This window comes from Bradyrhizobium sp. BRP22 (genome assembly GCF_020194175.1).
Lineage (GTDB): Bacteria > Pseudomonadota > Alphaproteobacteria > Rhizobiales > Xanthobacteraceae > Bradyrhizobium.
This window is the reverse complement of the sequence record NZ_JADYVX010000027.1, coordinates 1-18,505: the sequence shown is the minus strand read 5'-3', so window position 1 is coordinate 18,505 and position 18,505 is coordinate 1. Positions and strand designations below refer to the sequence as shown.

Sequence of the window (18,505 nt, the reverse complement as noted above, 5' to 3'; positions counted from 1 at the left end):
TTTGGACCGCGTCATTCCGGGATGGTGCGTTAGCACCAGACCTCAGATGCGCAATTGCGCATCGGGGAATCTCGAGATTCCGGGTTCGAAGCTTCGCATCGCCCCGGAATGACAGAGTCAAGAGGCCCTACTGGTCCGGATTGGCGCGCTCGAACTGGCGCAACAGCCGGTTGCCGCGTTCGACGGCCAGATCGAGTGCCGCCTGCGCTGATCGTTTGCCGGAGAACGCCTGTTCGAGCTCGTCGTCGATCACGTCCCGGATCAGCACGAACGACCCGAGCCGGACACCTTTGGAGTTCTCGGTCGGCGGTTTCAGGGTCAGTTGCTCGATCCCGATCGCCGCGCCGGGATTGCGGTCGTAGAAACCCTGCGCGCGGGTCAGCTCATAAGCGGCGCGGGTGATCGGCAGATAGCCGGTCGCCTGGTGCCAGGCAGCCTGGACATCCGGCTTCGACAAATAGGAGAAGAACTTCGCAACGCCGGCATATTCCGCCCGCGAGCGATCGCGCAGCACCCATAGCGTGGCGCCGCCGATGATGCTGTTCTGCGCCGCGCCGGCAACATCCGGCCAATAAGGCAGCATGCCGTAGCCGACCTCGAATTTCGAGTTGGCCTTGATATCGGCGCTGGTGGCGGAGGAGCCGATGAAAATGGCGCATTCGCCCTTCTGGAAACGCGGCTCGGCCGCCTGCCCACGGCCGCTATAGTCGAACACCTTGGTGGCTTGCCATTCGACGAGCTGGCCGACGTGCCTCACCATCAGCGGATTGTTGAAGATCAGCTCCGCGTCGAGCCCGCCAAAGCCGTTGGTCCTGGTCGCGATCGGCAGATTGTGAAAGGCGGAGAAATTCTCGACGTTGATCCAGGACGGCCAGGACGTGGTGAATCCGCAAGCAGCGCCCGCCGCGCGCAGCCGCTTCGCCGCCGCGCCGAGTTCGGGCCAGGTCTTGGGCGCGACCTCCGGGTCGAGGCCGGCGGCGCGAAACAGATCCTTGTTGTAGTACAGGATCGGCGTCGAGGAGTTGAAGGGAAACGACAGCAGATTACCGGTGGCATCGGCATAGTAACTGGTCACGGTCGGCAGGTAGGCCGACGGCAGGAACGGCTCGGACTGATCGCGCATCAGCTCGAACACGGGATAGATCGCGCCGCGTGCCGCCATCATGGTGGCGGTGGCGATCTCATTGACCTGGACGATGGCGGGCTGACTGCGTGAGCGGAACGCGAAGATCGCGGCCGTGACCGTCTCGGTGTAGTTGCCCTTGTAGCTCGGCACAATCCGGTATTCGGACTGCGACGCATTGAAATCGGCGGCGAGCTTCTCGACCTGCTTGCCAAGCTCTCCCGACATCGCATGCCACCACATGATCTCGGTCGCGGCATGCGCGGGAGATACGAGGAGCGCGGCTGCCAGCGCCGCTGGGTATAGGAATCTCATAAATGACGTCACGGTGCGCCGATCCTGGCTTTCGCGCTTTGAGCGAGATGACTTTGCTCCTGATAAGGCCGCGTCGTAACGGTTGCAATCCGGCAAAACGTCGGGGATCGCAGGTTAACCGTAGATCGTCGGATAGCTATCTTTCCGGCTTCTGCTAAAAAGCATTGAACCTTTTCTTCCCGCCACAGACCATATCACAAGGGGATTAGTGCCTGTGTACCGCCGCGCCGGCCTTTCGCGGACCACGACGCTCGTTGTCGCGCTGCTGCTGACGGCGGTCGCAACGGGTATCTCTGCGCGCGAGTTTCGGGCTTCCGATACCCAGAGCGAAGACTATCCGACCGTCCAGGCGTTGCGTTACATGGGCAGCCTGGTGGAAGAGCAAAGCGGCGGGCGTCACCATGTGCGGGTGTTCCACTCGCGGCAGCTTGGTGAGGAAAAAGAAACGCTGGAGCAGACGCGGGCAGGTGCAATCGACATCAACCGCACAAATGTGGCGCTGATCGGGACCATGGTGCCCGCTGCCAACGTGCTGGCGATGCCCTTCCTGTTCCGCTCGGTCGAACACTTGCAGAAGGTACTGGATGGCCCCATCGGCAACGAGATCCTCAACTCATTCGAACCTTACGGATTCGTCGGCCTGGCGTTCTATGATTCGGGCGCGCGTTCGATCTTTAACAGCGTCCGTCCGATCCATTCGCTCGACGACCTCAAGGGCCTGCGGATTCGGGTCCAGCAGTCGCAGCAGATGTCGGACGTGATCCGCGCGCTCGGCGCCGAACCGGTCCAGTTGCCCTATGGCCAGGTGAAGACCGGCCTTGCCACCGGACTGATCGACGGCGCCGAAAACAACTGGCCGTCTTTCATCACCACCGATCACTACAAGTTTGCAGGTTTCTATACGCTGACCGAACATACGATGAGCCCGGAAGTTTTGGTAATGTCGCAAAAGGCGTGGGCGAGCCTGTCGGTCGAGGACCAGGCGCTTTTCCGCAACGCCGCGAAGCGTTCCAGCCGCTTCATGCGCGAGAAGTGGAAGGATCTGGAAGAGCGCTCGCGTCAGCGTGCCGAAGCCGCGGGCGTTAAAATCATCGGCGATTTCGACCGCGGGCCGTTCGAGGCGGCGACGGCGGGGCTCTATGCCAAAGCAGAGCGCGATCCCGCGATCGCATCGTTGATCGAGCGCATCCGCAAGGTGGAGTGAAGCGAGCTTGGCAACGCCCGCACAGAATGGAGCAGTGGGACGGCAGGCGAGCCTGGCGGCGCGCGGCCGTGTTCACATCGTCCAGATGCTGCGGGCAGTGCCGATCCGCTGGCGCATCCTGTCGATCGCACTGTTGAACTCGGCGGTCGTGGTGGTGCTGGCGGCACTGATCTGGAACGGCGCCACCGTGCTTCGCTCGGCCTGGGAGGACGTCCGGCAGGTCCGCGAATCCGACAAGATCCTGGCCAAGCTCGAGACCGAGACCAGCCGGCTGCAGAACCTGATCCATCGCTACATCAACCAGCCGAGCCCCGAACTGTTCGCCGAGATCCTGCTGCTCCGCGAGGCGGTGCTCGGCACGCTGACCACGCGCGCCGCCACCGACCCGGTGCTGTCGGGGTCGGTGGAGCAGCTCGAGCGCGTCACCAGCCGCTTCCTCGACGGTTTTGGCGAACTGCGCGCCGTGCAGGCCAAGATCACCAAGACCTATGAGGAACAGGTGCTCGGGCCGGCCAAGGACATGGCCGGGCTTTACTCCATCATCGAAGGCGCCACCGGTCACCGCGACGCGCTGATCTGGCCCTCGCTCGGCAAATCCCGCGAGGCCTTCACCGCGATGCTGGTGGCGGCCAATGCCTATTACCTGTCGCTCTCGACCGCATCCGCCGAAGAGGCCCGCCGCAACACCGAGACGATCGAGAAGACGATCCCGGTCATGATCGATCTCGCCGACAACGACCTGCAGCGGCTGGCGCTGGCGCGGCTGAACAAGCGGACCGAGGCGTTGCGCGAGGGACTGGGAAAATTGACCGAGCAGCTTGCCAGCCGCACCGAGCTGCTCCGCAACACCATCGATGCGAGTCAGGCCGATGCCATCGGCGTCATCGACGATCTCTCGATCAAGATGCGCCAGCGCGAACAGAAGGCGCAGGAGACCTTCGACCGGACGCTGTCGGACATTTCGCGCCGCGTGCTCTCGATCGCGGTGATCTTCCTCGGCATCATCGTTTCCGCGGGCGTGCTGATCGCGCTCTCGATCCGCCTGCCGCTGCAGCAGATCATGGCCTCGATGCACGCCATCACGTCGGGCAATTACGATCGCCGCGTGCTCGGCACCGATGCCAAGGACGAGGTCGGCGCCATGGCGCGCGCAGTGGAAGTGTTCCGCGAGAATGCGATCGCCAAGCGCCAGGCCGAGGACGAATTGCGCGCCGCCAAGGAACGGGCCGAGAGCGCGCTGCTCGAACTCAACACCGCGCAGCAGAACCTGATCGACGCCGAGCGGCTGGCAGCGCTCGGCGGCCTGGTTGCCGGCGTCGCCCATGAGGTGAACAACCCGATCGGCATCAGCCTGACCGTCGCGTCAAGTTTCGCGCGCCGCGCCGAGATGTTCGAGCACGAGCTGAAGTCGCAGCAATTGCGCCGCTCCAAGCTCGATGAATTCGTCAAGAGCTCACGCGATGCCGCCCAGCAGCTCGTCGCCAACCTGCAGCGCGCTGGCGAACTGATCCAGTCGTTCAAGCAGGTGGCGGTCGACCGCTCGCATGCCGAGCGCCGCCAGTTCGCCTTGAGCGAAGCGACCGACCAGATCGTCGCCAGCCTGCGGCCGGTCTTGAAGAAGGCCGCGATCGCCCTGACCGTCGACGTGCCGGAAGGCCTGATGATCGACGGTTATCCCGGCTCCTATGGTCAAATTTTAACGAATCTTTTCCTTAACGCCGTCAATCATGCGTTCGCCGACGGGCGATCGGGGACGATCACGATTTCAGCGCGGGCCCGCGGCAGCGACGACATCGAGATCATCTTCGCCGACAACGGCGCCGGCATGACGCCGGACGTGCAGCGCCAGGCGTTCGACCCATTCTTCACCACCCGGCGCAACGAAGGCGGCACCGGGCTGGGCCTGCATATCGTCTATAATCTTGTCACCCAGCAGCTCGGCGGCCGCATGGTGCTGGAGTCAAGGCTGGGACAAGGCACCACGTTTCGCATTATCATGCCGCGGATCGCCAAGGGGCAGCCGATGGGCGAGCCCACGATCGCGGACCAAGCCACCGACGGAACTGCTCAATGGCCGAACAGGACGATGTCCTCCACCTGATCGACGACACCGGCGCCACGCCGGAGGATTCGTCCGCGCGCAAATGGAAAGTGGCAGTCATCGACGACGATGCTGCAGTGCATGAAGGCACCCGCTTCGCGCTGTCCGACTACAGCCTGAACGGCGCCACGCTCGAGATCCTCTCGGCCTATTCTGCGGCCGAAGGTCGCAAGCTGATGCAGGAGCATCCGGACATCGCCGCCGTGCTGCTCGACGTCATCATGGAGACCGATGTCGCCGGGCTCGAGCTCGTCGAATATATCCGCAACGAGATCAAGAACGAGACCGTCCGCATCATCCTGCGCACGGGACAGCCGGGCCAGGCGCCGGAGCGGCGGGTCATCGTCCAGTACGACATCAACGACTACAAGGCTAAGACCGAGCTCACCGCCGACAAGCTGTTCACCTCGCTCACGGCGGCGCTTCGCAGCTACCAGCAGCTCGAGCGCATGGTGCAGACCAGGCGCGGGCTCGAGATCATCATCGACGCCGCTTCGACGCTGTACGACTTCAAGTCGATGCAGCGGCTCGCCGAAGGCGTGCTGACCCAGCTTGCCTCGCTGCTCAATGTCGATTGCGCCGGCATCCTGGTGCTGCGCGACGACGGCGCCGGCAGCGAATTGTCCGTTCTGGCGGGCTCCGGCTGCTACAGCCGTTTCATCGGCATCACCAGTTCGAAGTCGCTCGATCCTGATCTGCGCGCGATGGTGGAAGCCGCCTTCCAGCGTCGCAAGAACGAATTCGCCGACCACCGCAGCGTGCTCTATCTGCGCACCGGCAGCGGTCGCGAGGTCGTGGTGCTGCTGCAGGCGGAACGCCAGCTCTCCGACACCGACCGCGCGCTGGTCGAGATCTTCTCCAGCCGCCTCTCGATCGCGTTCGACAACGTGATCCTTTATCAGCAGCTTCATGAGGCCAACACGCAGCTCGAGGATCGCGTCGCCCAGCGCACCCGCGCGCTGATGCAGGCCAACCGCCGCCTTTCGGCGCAGTGGCTCAGGCTGCAGCGCGCCAACGGCTTCAAGAACGAGATCCTCGGCACGGTTGCCCACGACCTCAAGAATCCGCTCGGCGTGATCCTCGGCCGCACCGAGATGCTGACCGAATTGATCGGCGCCGGCTCGCCAAGGGAAGCGATCGGAACCCAGGTCGAGCACATCAGGGACGCCACCAAGCGCCTGACGTCGATGGTCGATCATCTGATCTCGGATGCGATGGCCGACGCCTTCGACATCACCATCCGCCGCGAACCGGTCGATATCGCGGCCCTCATCAACGAGGTCGCCGAAGCGAACCTGCCGCTGGCGGTCAACAAGCAGCAGAGCATCTCGGTTTCCGCACCGCCGAATTTCGTCACGATGTGCGACGCCGATCGCATTCGCGAGGCGATCGACAATCTGGTCAGCAATGCCATCAAATACTCGCCGATCGGCGGCAAGATCACAGTGGTCGTCACCCATGAGGGTGACAACACGGTGATCCGGATCGCCGACGAGGGCGCCGGCCTTTCGCCGGAAGATTTGGGACGTCTGTTCGGCAGGTTCCAGCGACTGTCGGCCAAGCCCACCGCGGGCGAGAGCTCGACCGGACTTGGACTTTCGATCGTCAAACGGATTATTGACATGCATGGCGGCCATGTAACGGCGCAGAGCCCCGGCCCCGGACAGGGGTCGACCTTTACGGTTACATTGCCGGCCACGGCAGAGACATCATGACCCAGAGCCCGCACATCATCATTGTCGATGACGAGGCACCGGCCCGCGAGATGGTCGGCGATTACCTCAAGATGCATGGCTTCGGCGTGACGCTGTGCGACGGCGGGAAAAGCCTGCGCAGCGTGATCGAGACCAGTCAGCCCGACCTCGTGGTGCTCGACCTCAACATGCCCGAGGAAGACGGGCTGTCGATCATCCGCGATCTGAAGAGCCGCATGAATGTCCCGGTGATCATGCTGACGGCGACCGCGAGCCCTATCGACCGCGTGGTCGGACTCGAGCTGGGCGCCGACGATTACGTGGCAAAACCCTGCGAACTCCGCGAGCTGATGGCCCGGATCCGCTCGGTCCTGCGCCGCAGCACGCCGGTCAGGGCGGCTACGCCCGAACCGGCTGGCGCCAAGACGGAAAAGGAACAATTGGTCCGTTTCGGCACCAAATGGCTCGACCTGCAGGCGCAGGCGCTACGCGACGACGAGGGCAATGAGCATCCCCTGACTGCCTCCGAATTCGGGCTGTTGAAGGTGTTTGCCGCCAATCCGAAACGGGTGCTGTCGCGCGAGCGGCTGCTCGAACTCGCCAATGCGCGTGATGCCGAGGCCTTCGACCGCGCGGTCGACCTCCGGATCATGCGCATCCGCCGCAAGATCGAGATCGACCCGGCGAAGCCGGCCGTCATCCGCACCATCCGCGGCGGTGGCTATCTGTTCTCGCCGAGCGGCGAAAAGGCCTGATCTCCGGCTCTGGCCGATGACGGGCGTGCAAGAATCCACATGATCCGGAAAAGTGGGACCGGTTTTCCGAAAAGATCATGCTCAAACAAAGAGCTAGAGCGGGATGACGATTCGAAGAAAAGTCATCACGCTCTAGGCGCCGTCTGATTCCGCCCCGCCACGACTTCTGATCAATTTTCCACGTATTGAAATTACTGGCATTTTTGCCGCTAATATTTCGTCGGCCCCGCACCGACGAAACAATTCTCCTACCGATGAAACCATTTTCTGCTTTTCGCGCAGACATCCCGAAACCGTGGCTAACTAACAATTCTCCCAACGAAAGCCGCCAAGGCGAACTGGGAGCCTGTCATGTCGAACGTCGTCGCCATCAACGCCGCAGCCAACGAGCACATCGCCGCTGCACGCCAGACATCCGACGAAATGCTGCTCGGCAAGATCGCCAAGGGCGACCGTACGGCGATGCATGTGCTGTACTCGCGCCACAGCGTGCGGGTCTATCGTTTCGTGCTGCGCATGGTGCGCGACACCACCGTGGCGGAAGATCTTGTGAGCCAGGTCTTCCTGGACGTGTGGCGCACGGCCGAGCAGTTCGAAGGACGCTCGCAGGTTTCCACCTGGCTCTTGTCGATCGCCCGCTTCAAGGCGCTGACCGCGCTGCGCCAGCGCAAGCACGAGGACATAGACCAGGACGAAGTGCTCGACATCGTCGATGAAGCCGATACGCCGGAAGCCGCGCTTGATCGCGCCACCACCAGCGAAATCCTGCGCGCCTGCGTCGCCAAGCTGTCGCCGGCGCATCGCGAGATCATCAACCTCGTCTATTACCACGAGAAGTCGGTGGAAGAGGCCGGTGAGATCATCGGCATTCCCCAGAGCACGGTGAAGACCCGCATGTTCTATGCCCGCAAGCAGCTCGCCGAGTTGCTGAGGTGCGCCGGTGTGGAAAGCCTGGCGGCGTAAGGCAGCGATCCGGAACATCGCGCCGGGATTGATAGGGATTGTCTTCGACCGCGACGAAACAATTGAAACAATCGAAGACATCACCCGGAAAAACTCGATCTCTATACAGTTGATCATCGAACGCAACATCAATGCCGACAGGAGACTGACATGCTGAAGCCGTCGTTCCGCTTCTTCATCATCCCGCTCGGCGCAGTCGCTACGCTTGCGACACTGTCGAGCCAGAATGTTGCCCCGCGCGCGCAGCGCGACGCCGGCGTGATGCCGGTGCGCGAACAGGTGATCGATTGCAGCATCAAGAGTGCCGCAGAGGTATGCGAGATCAGGTAGCGATTTCCTAAGCTTTAACTTTCTAACCTCCCAAACTACCTCCAACGACCCGGCCGGGATGCCCCCCGGCCGGGTCGATCTGCTTTGCGCGGCCATCGGCGCGGAAGTCTCACACAGACGTGACCTCGGCCGGTTATGGCGGACGTAACGGCTGGTCTCGCTATCGCGAAGAACATCACACTGCCGGCGCTGATCGGCTTGGCGATGGACGATTGTGATGCTGAGTGTTGTTCTCGCGCTGCTCGCAGGTGTTGTCACCATCGTGGCGCCTTGCACCCTGCCGATGCTGCCGATCCTGCTTGGGGCATCGATAGGCCAGTCCAGCAAGGTGCGGCCGGCGATGATCGCGCTCGGCTTTGTGACGTCATTTTCGATGGTGGCGTTGCTGCTGAGCGCGATCACGCGCGCCTTCGATTTCGATCCCAACGTGTTGCGAACCGGCGCTGCGATCCTCCTGCTCGGCTTCGGGCTGTTGATGATCTGGCCAGCACCGTTCGAGTGGCTGACGATCCGAATCGGCGGTCTCACCGCAGGCGGTTCGCCGGGAAGCCCAGCACCATCGCAGGGCCTGATCGGCGGCTTCGTGCTCGGCACAACACTCGGGCTGGTCTGGACACCCTGCGCCGGACCCGTGTTGGGCTCGATCCTGACCATTGTGGCGACATCGAAAGATACCGGCTGGGCCGGTCTGCAGCTTGTCGTCTACGCCATCGGGGCGGCGATCCCGATGCTCGCCATCGCCTACGGCGGTCAGGCCATCACGACCCGCATCCGCAGCGTCGCACGGATCGCGCCGCGACTGCAGCAGGGCTTTGGTGTTGTCATCATCGCCTTCGCGACCCTCTCCTACTTCCAATATGACACGCTGATCGTGGCGTGGCTGACCACCTTCTACCCCAACGGCCAGATCGGCCTTTGATTTAAGAGGAAACGGAAATGATCATGCGCTCGCTTGTATCCGTCTTGATCGGCGCTGTTTGCCTGACCGGCACCACGGTCCCCCATATCGCCCGCGCGCAGGAATCCGCATTGAAGGTAGCGGCCGCGGAACAGAGCGCGCCGAATTTTGTCGGTATCAACAAATGGTTCAATTCGCAGCCGCTCGACATTGCCGACCTGCGCGGCAAGGTCGTACTGGTCGACTTCTGGACCTACGGCTGCGTGAACTGCGTCAACACGCTTCCCCATGTCGTCGCGCTCGATGCCAAGTACAGGAATCGAGGTCTCGTCGTAATTGGTGTCCACACGCCGGAATTTCCGTTCGAGCGCTCGGGCTCCAACGTCCAGGCTGCGCTGAAACGCCACGGCATTACCTATCCGGTGGCACAGGACAATGAGTCGCAGACCTGGAATGCCTACCGCAACCAGTATTGGCCCGCACAATACATCATCGACCAAAACGGAAAGATCGTATTCCATCACGACGGCGAAGGACAATACGAGCAGATTGACCGCACCATCGCCCGGCTGCTCAACGTCAACAGTTGAGCGTTTTTGCAGGGACTAAAGGGACGATCGTTCAACCCGGCGTGCCAAATCAGCGCCGGGTCGCTCTGCTTGGTCATATTGACATGTTTTCACCGCGATCGGACGCGTGATAACCTCAAGTCGGAATTCACGATGGATCGCATGTCATGGTCGAAGGCTGGGATGCCGTAACGCTCGCCCGGGCGCAGTTTGCCTTCACGATGTCGTTTCACATCATATTCCCGGCTTTCTCGATCGGGCTCGCCAGCTATCTGGCGGTGCTGGAAGCGCTCTGGCTGTGGACCGGGCGCGAGGTCTTCATCAACCTGTTTCACTACTGGCTGAAAATCTTCGCGGTCGCCTTCGGCATGGGCGTGGTGTCGGGCATCGTGATGTCCTACCAGTTCGGCACCAACTGGTCGGCCTTCTCCGACAAGACCGGGCCCGTTATCGGACCGCTGATGGCCTACGAGGTCCTGACCGCGTTCTTCCTGGAAGCGGGCTTCCTCGGCGTGATGCTGTTCGGTCTGAACCGCGTCGGCCCCAGGCTGCACTTCCTCGCAACCCTCATGGTGGCGATCGGCACGCTGATTTCGGCTTTCTGGATCCTGTCGTCCAATTCCTGGATGCAGACGCCGACCGGCTACGCCATCAATGCGAGCGGCCAGTTCGTGGCCGCCGACTGGCTCAAGGTGATCTTCAACCCGTCCTTTCCCTATCGCCTCGTGCACATGGTGCTGGCGGCATATCTGACGACCGCGCTCGTGGTCGGCGCGGTCGGCGCCTACCATCTGCTGCGCGACCAGCATCTCGCCGGACCGCGGGTGATGTTCTCGATGGCGATGTGGATGGCGACCTTCGTGGCCCCGATCCAGATCCTGGCCGGCGACCAGCACGGGCTGAACACGCTGGAGCATCAGCCGGTGAAGATCATGGCGATGGAAGGCCACTTCCAGAGCCACAAGGACGGCGCGCCGCTCATCCTGTTCGGATGGCCCAACCAGACCGCCGGCCGCGTCGACTACGCCGTCGAGATCCCGAAGCTAGGATCGGTGATCCTGAAGCATTCTCCGACCGCGCCGATGGATGGGCTCGACACCGTGCCGCGCGAAAACTGGCCGCCGGTCCCGATCACCTTCTGGTCCTTCCGCATCATGGTCGGGCTCGGCTTCCTGATGATGGGACTCGGCCTGCTCAGCGCCTGGATGCGCTGGCGCGGTCAGCTCTATTCCTCGCGCTTCCTGCACGCCTTCGCGATGCTGATGGGGCCGGCGGGCTTCATCGCGGTGCTGGCGGGCTGGATCACCACCGAGACCGGGCGGCAGCCATTTACGGTCTATGGCCTGCTGCGGACGGCCGATTCGGCCTCTCCGCTCGCCGCGCCTGCGGTCGGCTCCTCGCTACTCGCCTTTGTCATCGTCTATTTCGCGGTGTTCACGGCGGGCGTGATCTATCTGCTGCGGCTGATGGCGGCGCCGCCGCATCCGGGCGAACCGGGACCGCCGCGTGATGTTCCCGCCCGCGCTGCCGGCATTACGCCGGCTGCCGCCGCTGCGGCAGCGGAGGGCGCGCGATGAGCGTCACGGTCGATCTTGCCACGGTATGGGCCTTCATCATCGCCTTCGCGGTATTCGTCTACGTCGTCATGGATGGTTTCGATCTCGGCCTTGGCATCCTGTTTCCGCTCTTTCCAAAGAAGGCGGATCGCGACGTCATCATGAACAGCGTGGCGCCGGTCTGGGACGGCAACGAGACCTGGCTGGTGCTTGGCGGCGGCGGGCTGATGGCGGCCTTTCCGCTTGCCTATGCCGTGCTGATGCCGGCGCTCTATACGCCTGTGATCGCGATGCTGGTCGGCCTGATCTTTCGCGGGGTCGCCTTCGAATTCCGCTGGCGCACGCAACGCGAACGCAACCGCTGGGACATCGCCTTTTTCGGCGGCTCGCTGCTGGCAGCACTGGCGCAGGGCGTTGCGCTCGGCGCCATCCTGCAGGGCGTGCAGGTCGAGGCGCGGCAATATGCCGGCGGCTGGTGGGACTGGCTGACGCCGTTCAGCGTCCTGACCGGAATATCGCTGGTCGTGGGCTACACGCTCCTGGGGGCGACCTGGCTGGTGATGAAGACCGAGGGCGCGCTACGCGACAAGGCCTATCAACTGAGCTGGGTATTGCTGTTCGCGATGCTCGGCGCGATCGGCGCCGTCAGCATCGCAACCCCCTTCCTCAGCCTGCAATATACCGAGCGCTGGTTCACCTGGCCCAACATCATCCTGACCGCGCCGGTGCCGATCGCGGTAGCGGGCGTGACCGTGCTGCTATTGCGCAGTCTTGCGAACAAGTATGACTATCAGCCGTTCTTCCTGACGCTGGTGCTGTTCTTTCTGTCCTATGCCGGCCTCGGCATCAGCATGTATCCCTATATCGTGCCGCAGAGCATCACCATCTGGGAGGCAGCCTCGCCCGCCAACAGCCAGATCTTCATGCTGGTCGGCGTCGCGATCCTGATTCCGCTGATCCTCGCCTACACGGGATGGTCGTATTGGGTGTTTCGCGGCAAGGTGCGGCCCGGGAGCGGATATCACTGATGCCGCGCGAACAAAATCCGCGTCCGCTCGCGAAGCGCCTGATGTGGTTCGCTGCGCTTTGGCTCGGCGGCGTCGGCACCGTGACGTTGATTTCGTTCGGCTTGCGGCTCTGGATCGCACCGAAATAAGACCGCTCGGTGACGGCGCATCACAGAAATCGCAGGTATTCCAGCAAGCTACTTCCTTCGCCGCAAACTTGCCATCAAGCTGCCACTGAGATTTGATGCTTCGTGATTTGGGTGGAGCATCGAGAGATTTGGCCGCGCGCCAGCAAGGAGAGCTTTGTATGACGAAATTTCGTCACCTGATCTGGATGATCATTGCAGCGGGCGGTCTGATGCTTTCTGCGTCGCAGAGCCAGGCCCAGGCGCCCGACGTCGGCGATCAGCCAGGCCTGGTCCCCGACGATCATGTCGAGCTCGATCCGGAATGGCGCAAGCAGGTGGTTTACTACCGCACCAACGAAGCGCCGGGCACCATCATCATTTCGACCGCGGAGCGCCATCTCTACCTGGTTCAGGGCAATGGCCGCGCCATTCGTTACGGCATCGGCGTCGGTCGCGAAGGTTTCCAGTGGCAGGGCCTCCTCAACATTACCCGCAAGGCCGAATGGCCGGACTGGACGCCGCCGCCGGAAATGATCGCACGCCAGCCGTACCTGCCGCGCTTTATGGCCGGCGGCCCCGGCAACCCGCTCGGCGCCCGCGCAATGTATCTCGGCACCACCGTCTACCGCATTCACGGCACCAACCAGCCCAACACCATCGGCACCGCGATCTCGTCCGGCTGCTTCCGGCTGGTCAATGCCGACGTCGCCGACCTCTACGACCGCGTCCCGGTCGGCACCAAGGTGATCGTCCGGCAGAAGCCCGAACTGTAACCTCCCGCCTTCTCCCTCCCCGACACCATTGCCCCCATCACCTGGCGAGAAATAAATGATGCGCACATTTCGAGGCGGCCTGCTGATCGGGCTCGCAGTCGCGATCCTGGTTGCAGCCGCCGCCATCACCTATGAACGATACGACACCAAGACCTTGAAGCGCACCGTCCGCCGCGGCGAGGTGCTGTGTGGTGTCAACAAGGGCCTGCCGGGCTTCTCGATCCCCGACGAGAAGGGCAACTGGACCGGCTTCGACGTCGACTTCTGCCGGGCGGTAGCTGCCGCGATCTTCGACGATCCGTCCAAGGCGAAATTCATCCCGCTCGATGCCAGCGAGCGCTTCAAGGAGCTGCAGAGCCGGAAGGTGGACATCCTCTCCCGCAACTCGACCTGGAGCATGTCGCGCGAGACCAATTACGATCTCTATTTCCCGGCGGTCGCCTATTATGACGGCGAAGGTTTCATGCTGCCGCGCGCGCGCAACATCGATTCCGCGCTGGACTTGAACGGCAGCAAGGTCTGCGTGCAGGCGGAAACCACGACGGCACTCAACCTTGCCGACTATTTCCGTGTCAACAACATGAAATATACGGAGATGAAGTTCGGCAAGCTCGAGGATGTCGTCAAAGCCTATGACAGCGGGCAGTGCGACACCCTCACCGCCGATGCCTCGCAGCTCTATGCGCTTCGGCTCAATCTCTCCAAGCCCAATGACCACATCATCCTGCCCGATATCATCTCGAAGGAGCCGCTCGCACCCGTGGTGCGGCAGCGCGATGACGACTGGATGATGATCGTGAAATGGACGCTCTATGCGATGATCAACGCCGAGGAGCTCGGCATCACCTCGAAGAACATCGACGAGGCGCTGAAATCGAAGAAGCCCGAGGTGATGCGGCTGGTCGGCACCGAAGGCAGTTACGGCGAGGTGCTGGGCCTGAGCAAGGACTGGGCCGCCCGCATCATCCGCCATGTCGGCAATTACGGCGAGGTCTACGATCGCAATATCGGCAGCGAGTCGAAGCTGAAGATCCCGCGCGGCCTCAACCAGCTCTGGAGCGCCGGCGGCATCCAGTATGCCCCGCCGATTCGGTAGAGGTTTCCTCCGGTCTCACACCTCATCCTGAGGAGCGCGAAACGCGCGTCTCGAAGGATGAGGCCGCCGGCCGGGCCTCATGGTTCGAGACGCCGCCGCGCGGCTCCTCACCATGAGGGGATAGGCCCTCAATACCCCTTCGCCCTCGCCAACTGGTCGGCGTGGAAATTGCTGTCGCCGAACAGCTCCTGGCAGACGCGGGCGCGCTTCATGAAGAAGCCGATGTCGAACTGGTCGGTCATGCCCATGCCGCCATGCATCTGCACGCCTTCCTGCACGGCGAGCGTCGCCGTCGTGCCGGCCCGCGCTTTTGCAACAGAGACAGCGCTGGCCGCATTGGCGGCGTCGGCATCAAGCGCCTGCAGCGCCTTCAACACCGCGGCGCGGGTGATCTCGATATCGATGTAGAGCTGGGCCGCGCGGTGCTGCAGCGCCTGGAATTCGCCGATCGCCTTGCCGAACTGTTTCCGCTCCTTCAGGTAGGCGACGGTGCGGCCGAACACCTCTTCGCTGAGGCCCACCATTTCGGATGCCACCGCGCCGCGGCCGACATTGAGCACGGTTTCGAGCAGCGGATAGCCCTGGTCGACTTCCCCCAGCACGCTGTCAGCATCGACCTCGACATTGTCGAAGACGATCCGCGCGGCGTTGTGAGAATCGACCATGATGGTGCGCTCGGTCGCAATCCCTTTTGCCTTCGGATCGACCAGGAACAGGGTCACCCCGTTCTTCTCCCCGGCGCTGCCGGCGGTACGCGCGGCGACGATGAGGAGACCCGCGGTGTGGCCATCGACGACAAGCGCCTTATCGCCGTTCAGCCTGAACCCGTTGCCTGATCGCACCGCCTGCATATTGGTCTGCAGCGGCCGATGCTTGGCGCCTTCATCGACTGCGAGCGCCGCGAGCAGCGAGCCGTCGGCGATGCCAGGCAGATGTTGCGCCTTCTGCGCCTCACTGCCGCCACGCAGCAGCGCCGAAGCCGCCAGCACCGACGTGGCGAGGAACGGCGAGGGCATCAGCGTGCGGCCGATCTCCTCCATCACGATCCCGGCCTCGACCGCGCCGAGCCCGCTGCCGCCATATTGCTCCGGCACCAGGAGGCCGGAGAAGCCCATCTCGGCAAAGATCTTCCAGAGTTCGCGCGAGAAGCCGGTTTCGTCCTTGCTGTCGCGCAACTGGCGCAGATGCGAGACCGGCGCCTTGTCGCTGATGAGGCCGCGCGCGCTGTCGCGCAGCATGGATTGTTCTTCGGTGAGGACGAGGGCCATGGTGTGTCAAGCTCCCGGCAGATCGAGGATGCGCTTGGCGACAATGCCGAGCATCACCTCGCTCGTGCCGCCCTCGATCGAATTGGCCTTGGTGCGCAGCCAGGCACGCGGCCGCGCGCCGCCCCTGGAACGCTCGCTTTCCCATTCCAGCGCGTCGATGCCGCCCGCCGACATCAGGATCTCGTAGCGTCGCTTGTTCAGCTCGGTACCGTAATATTTCATCGCCGAGGAGAATGCCGGATGCGCCTGCCCGGCTTTCGCAAGATCAACCGCACGCTCGGCGGCTGCCGCGAGCGCGGCTTCATCGACCTCGAACGTCGCGATCTGGCTGCGCAGCACCGCGTCATCCAGCCGTCCCTGCTCGTCGGCGCCGATGGAATCGGCCGCGATCTGGCCGAGCGGCCGGCCCACGCCGCGCTCGCCCATGCCCGAGATCATCGCGCGCTCGTGCTGCAGCAGATATTTCGCAACGTCCCAGCCGCGGTTGATGGTGCCGACAACATGTGACTTCGGCACGCGTACGTTATCGAAGAACGTTTCGCAGAACGGCGAATAGCCTGAAATCAAAAGGATCGGCTTGGTCGACACGCCCTTCGAGGCCATGTCGAACAGGATGAAGCTGATGCCGTCATGCTTCTTCGCGGCCGGATCGGTGCGCACCAGACAGAAGATCCAATCCGCATAGTTGGCATAAGAGGTCCAGATCTTCTGGCCGTTGATGATGAAATCATCGCCGTCACTCTCGGCGCGCGTCTGCAGCGAGGCGAGATCGGAGCCGGCGTTCGGCTCGGAATAGCCCTGGCACCAGCGGATCAGGCCGGCCGTGATCTTCGGCAGGTGTTCCCTCTTCTGCGCCTCCGTGCCGTATTTGAGCAGCGCCGGCCCGAGCATGGAGATGCCGAACGAGGTCAGCGGCTGCCGCGCGCCGATCGCCGCCATCTCCTGGCGCACGATCTTGGCTTCCTCGCCATCGAGCCCGCCGCCGCCATATTCCTTCGGCCAATGCGGCACGGTCCAGCCCTTGTCGCGCATCCGCTCGAACCAGACCCGCTGCGCCTCGGAGGAGAATTTGGCGTTGCGGCCGCCCCAGAACGTGTCGCTCTCCGAGGTCATGGGCTTGCGCATTTCCGGCGGGCAGTTCTGCTCCAGCCAGGCGCGGGTTTCGCTGCGGAATTTCTCAAGATCGGCCATCGGGCGCTTCCATCTGACGAATTGTTGAAACGACCTTAGCCGCCGGGCCGTGGAATTCAACATTTCCATGCGTGCGCCGCCGGTGGCCGGATGGCTGAAACGGGTGTATTCGCTTTGCGGCGTAACGATTGAAAAACAAGAGGAAACGGACATGAGGCTGAAGCTGCTTTCGCCTGGCGAAATGAACGAGGCGCAAAAACAGACCTATGACGAGGCGATCGCCGGCAAGCGCGGCTCGGCACCGGCGCCGATGATGGCCTGGCTCAACAGCCCGGAAATGGCCAGGCATGCCACGCGGCTCGGCGAGATGCTTCGCTTCAACACGATCTTCCCGCCAAAGCTTTCGGAGATCGCGATCCTCGTCACCGCGCGTCATTTCACCGCGCATTACGAATGGTGGGCGCACAAGCGCCTTGCGCTGAAAGGCGGGCTCGATCCCAAGGTCATCGACGACATCCGCGACCGCCGCACGCCTGAATTCGACGACCCCAAGGCCAGGATGATCTACGACGTGGCGAAATCGCTGCACGAAGGCCATGGGCTGTCGCAGACGTTGTATGATGACGCGGTCGAGGTGCTCAGCGTCCGCGGCGTGGTCGAGATCATCGGGCTCTGCGGCTACTACACGATGGTGTCGATGACGCTGAACACGTTCGAATTCGGCCTGCCTGATGGCGAGGTGTCGGAGCTGGCGTGAGCCAGGGACGTTGGCGGAAACCAAGGACGCCGGCGGAAACACAGGGTTTCAGGATAGGCCGGTTCCGCTGCGCTCCGGTCATCGCTACATCAACTCTTTCAACTGGAGCAGCAGCATGGCGCAAAATCCTCCCATCATCGCCGGCACGCGGATCGGTCATGTGCACCTGAAGGTCGCCGATCTCGATCGCGCGCTCGGCTTCTATTGCGGCGTGCTCGGCTTCGAGCTGCAGCAGCGCATGGGCTCCGGTGCGGCGTTCATCTCGGCGGGCGGCTATCATCACCACATCGGGCTGAACACCTGGGAGAGCAAAGGCGGCCATCCGCCGCCGCCAGGCACCACCGGCCTGTTCCACACCGCGATCCTCTACCCCACCCGCCCTGCGCTGGCAGATGCGCTGCACCGCGTGCTCGCTGCCGGCATCCCGCTCGACGGCGCCAGCGACCATGGCGTCAGCGAGGCGCTGTATCTGCGCGACCCCGACGAGAACGGCGTCGAGCTCTATTGGGACCGGCCGGAACAGCAATGGCCGCGCACGCCGGACGGCAAGCTTGCGATGTTCACCAGGCGGCTCGATCTCGAGGACTTGTTGCGGCAGCGGGACGTCTAACTCCTCATGGTGAGGAGCCGCGCGAGCGGCGTCTCGAACCATGAGGCCCCAATCTCGCCCGGAGCTCATCCTTCGAGACGCGGCCTGAAGGCCGCTCCTCAGAGCCTGACCGAAAAAGGGTGAGCGGTTTTGGCGGGCCTGTGATTCCTTCGGATTTGCAAAGATTCGAGGGAGGACACCATGCCGTGGACCAAAGCCGCTCGTCTCCAGTATCAGCGCAGTGGACT

18 protein-coding genes are annotated in these 18,505 nt (G+C 63.0%); 15 read left to right on the top strand and 3 right to left on the bottom strand.

Translation table 11 applies throughout. The annotated features are described in order from the left end of the window. Nucleotides 1–127 precede the first annotated feature (127 nt). Nucleotides 128–1,438, bottom strand: a complete 1,311-nt coding sequence (gene ugpB, locus I6F35_RS27520; protein WP_225120801.1) for a sn-glycerol-3-phosphate ABC transporter substrate-binding protein UgpB — start codon at nucleotides 1,436–1,438, stop codon at nucleotides 128–130. Between the two features lie 208 nt (nucleotides 1,439–1,646). Between ugpB and I6F35_RS27515 the strand changes: the two genes are divergently transcribed. The 13 genes from I6F35_RS27515 (at nucleotide 1,647) to I6F35_RS27455 (ending at nucleotide 14,512) form a co-directional block, all read left to right on the top strand. Further along, nucleotides 1,647–2,642 carry a TRAP transporter substrate-binding protein gene (locus tag I6F35_RS27515; protein ID WP_225120800.1) on the top strand — a complete coding sequence of 332 codons (996 nt, stop codon included), beginning with the start codon at nucleotides 1,647–1,649 and terminating at the stop codon, nucleotides 2,640–2,642. A gap of 85 nt (nucleotides 2,643–2,727) precedes the next feature. Continuing rightward, on the top strand, nucleotides 2,728–4,743 hold the full coding sequence (locus I6F35_RS27510) for a HAMP domain-containing sensor histidine kinase (RefSeq protein ID WP_225120897.1): 2,016 nt from the start codon (nucleotides 2,728–2,730) through the stop codon (nucleotides 4,741–4,743). Next, nucleotides 4,713–6,458 (top strand): DUF3369 domain-containing protein, encoded by a 1,746-nt coding sequence (locus I6F35_RS27505; RefSeq protein WP_225120799.1) that lies wholly within the window; start codon nucleotides 4,713–4,715, stop codon nucleotides 6,456–6,458. Before I6F35_RS27510 ends, I6F35_RS27505 begins: the two co-directional genes overlap by 31 nt. Then, complete coding sequence (locus I6F35_RS27500) at nucleotides 6,455–7,192, top strand: response regulator (protein WP_225120798.1); 738 nt, start codon at nucleotides 6,455–6,457, stop codon at nucleotides 7,190–7,192. The genes I6F35_RS27505 and I6F35_RS27500 overlap by 4 nt, the downstream gene beginning before the upstream one ends. A gap of 351 nt (nucleotides 7,193–7,543) precedes the next feature. Continuing rightward, nucleotides 7,544–8,155: a sigma-70 family RNA polymerase sigma factor gene (locus tag I6F35_RS27495; RefSeq protein WP_225120797.1), complete on the top strand. Its 612-nt coding sequence runs from the start codon at nucleotides 7,544–7,546 to the stop codon at nucleotides 8,153–8,155. Between the two features lie 150 nt (nucleotides 8,156–8,305). Then, the gene (locus I6F35_RS27490) at nucleotides 8,306–8,485 is read left to right on the top strand and encodes a hypothetical protein (RefSeq protein WP_225120796.1); all 180 of its coding nucleotides are present in this window, start codon (nucleotides 8,306–8,308) and stop codon (nucleotides 8,483–8,485) included. A 217-nt stretch (nucleotides 8,486–8,702) separates the two neighbouring features. Then, nucleotides 8,703–9,404, top strand: a complete 702-nt coding sequence (locus I6F35_RS27485) for a cytochrome c biogenesis CcdA family protein (RefSeq protein WP_225120795.1) — start codon at nucleotides 8,703–8,705, stop codon at nucleotides 9,402–9,404. 17 nt (nucleotides 9,405–9,421) lie between these two features. Then, on the top strand, nucleotides 9,422–9,973 hold the full coding sequence (locus tag I6F35_RS27480; protein ID WP_225120794.1) for a thioredoxin family protein: 552 nt from the start codon (nucleotides 9,422–9,424) through the stop codon (nucleotides 9,971–9,973). A gap of 146 nt (nucleotides 9,974–10,119) precedes the next feature. Beyond that, nucleotides 10,120–11,529: a cytochrome ubiquinol oxidase subunit I gene (locus tag I6F35_RS27475; protein ID WP_225120793.1), complete on the top strand. Its 1,410-nt coding sequence runs from the start codon at nucleotides 10,120–10,122 to the stop codon at nucleotides 11,527–11,529. Beyond that, nucleotides 11,526–12,536, top strand: a complete 1,011-nt coding sequence (gene cydB, locus I6F35_RS27470; protein ID WP_225120792.1) for a cytochrome d ubiquinol oxidase subunit II — start codon at nucleotides 11,526–11,528, stop codon at nucleotides 12,534–12,536. The genes I6F35_RS27475 and cydB overlap by 4 nt, the downstream gene beginning before the upstream one ends. Then, entirely contained in the window at nucleotides 12,536–12,664 is a 129-nt protein-coding gene (locus I6F35_RS27465) for a DUF2474 domain-containing protein (protein WP_225120791.1), read from the top strand. The genes cydB and I6F35_RS27465 overlap by 1 nt, the downstream gene beginning before the upstream one ends. 158 nt (nucleotides 12,665–12,822) lie before the next feature. Then, on the top strand, nucleotides 12,823–13,416 hold the full coding sequence (locus I6F35_RS27460; RefSeq protein WP_225120790.1) for a L,D-transpeptidase: 594 nt from the start codon (nucleotides 12,823–12,825) through the stop codon (nucleotides 13,414–13,416). Nucleotides 13,417–13,474: 58 nt separating this feature from the next. Further along, nucleotides 13,475–14,512: an amino acid ABC transporter substrate-binding protein gene (locus tag I6F35_RS27455; protein ID WP_225120789.1), complete on the top strand. Its 1,038-nt coding sequence runs from the start codon at nucleotides 13,475–13,477 to the stop codon at nucleotides 14,510–14,512. Between the two features lie 128 nt (nucleotides 14,513–14,640). On the opposite strand, the gene I6F35_RS27450 is transcribed toward I6F35_RS27455, so the two are convergent. Beyond that, nucleotides 14,641–15,780, bottom strand: a complete 1,140-nt coding sequence (locus I6F35_RS27450) for an acyl-CoA dehydrogenase family protein (protein ID WP_225120788.1) — start codon at nucleotides 15,778–15,780, stop codon at nucleotides 14,641–14,643. Nucleotides 15,781–15,786: 6 nt separating this feature from the next. After that, nucleotides 15,787–16,971, bottom strand: coding sequence for an acyl-CoA dehydrogenase family protein (locus I6F35_RS27445; RefSeq protein WP_225120787.1), 1,185 nt, complete (start codon nucleotides 16,969–16,971; stop codon nucleotides 15,787–15,789). 151 nt (nucleotides 16,972–17,122) lie between these two features. Here I6F35_RS27445 and I6F35_RS27440 point away from each other — a divergent pair, with 151 nt between their 5' ends. Both I6F35_RS27440 and I6F35_RS27435 read left to right on the top strand, forming a co-directional pair. Beyond that, a complete protein-coding gene (locus I6F35_RS27440) occupies nucleotides 17,123–17,668 on the top strand; it encodes a carboxymuconolactone decarboxylase family protein (RefSeq protein ID WP_225120786.1) in 546 nt (181 codons plus the stop codon). 115 nt (nucleotides 17,669–17,783) lie between these two features. Further along, nucleotides 17,784–18,278, top strand: a complete 495-nt coding sequence (locus I6F35_RS27435; protein ID WP_225120785.1) for a VOC family protein — start codon at nucleotides 17,784–17,786, stop codon at nucleotides 18,276–18,278. Nucleotides 18,279–18,505: the final 227 nt, after the last annotated feature.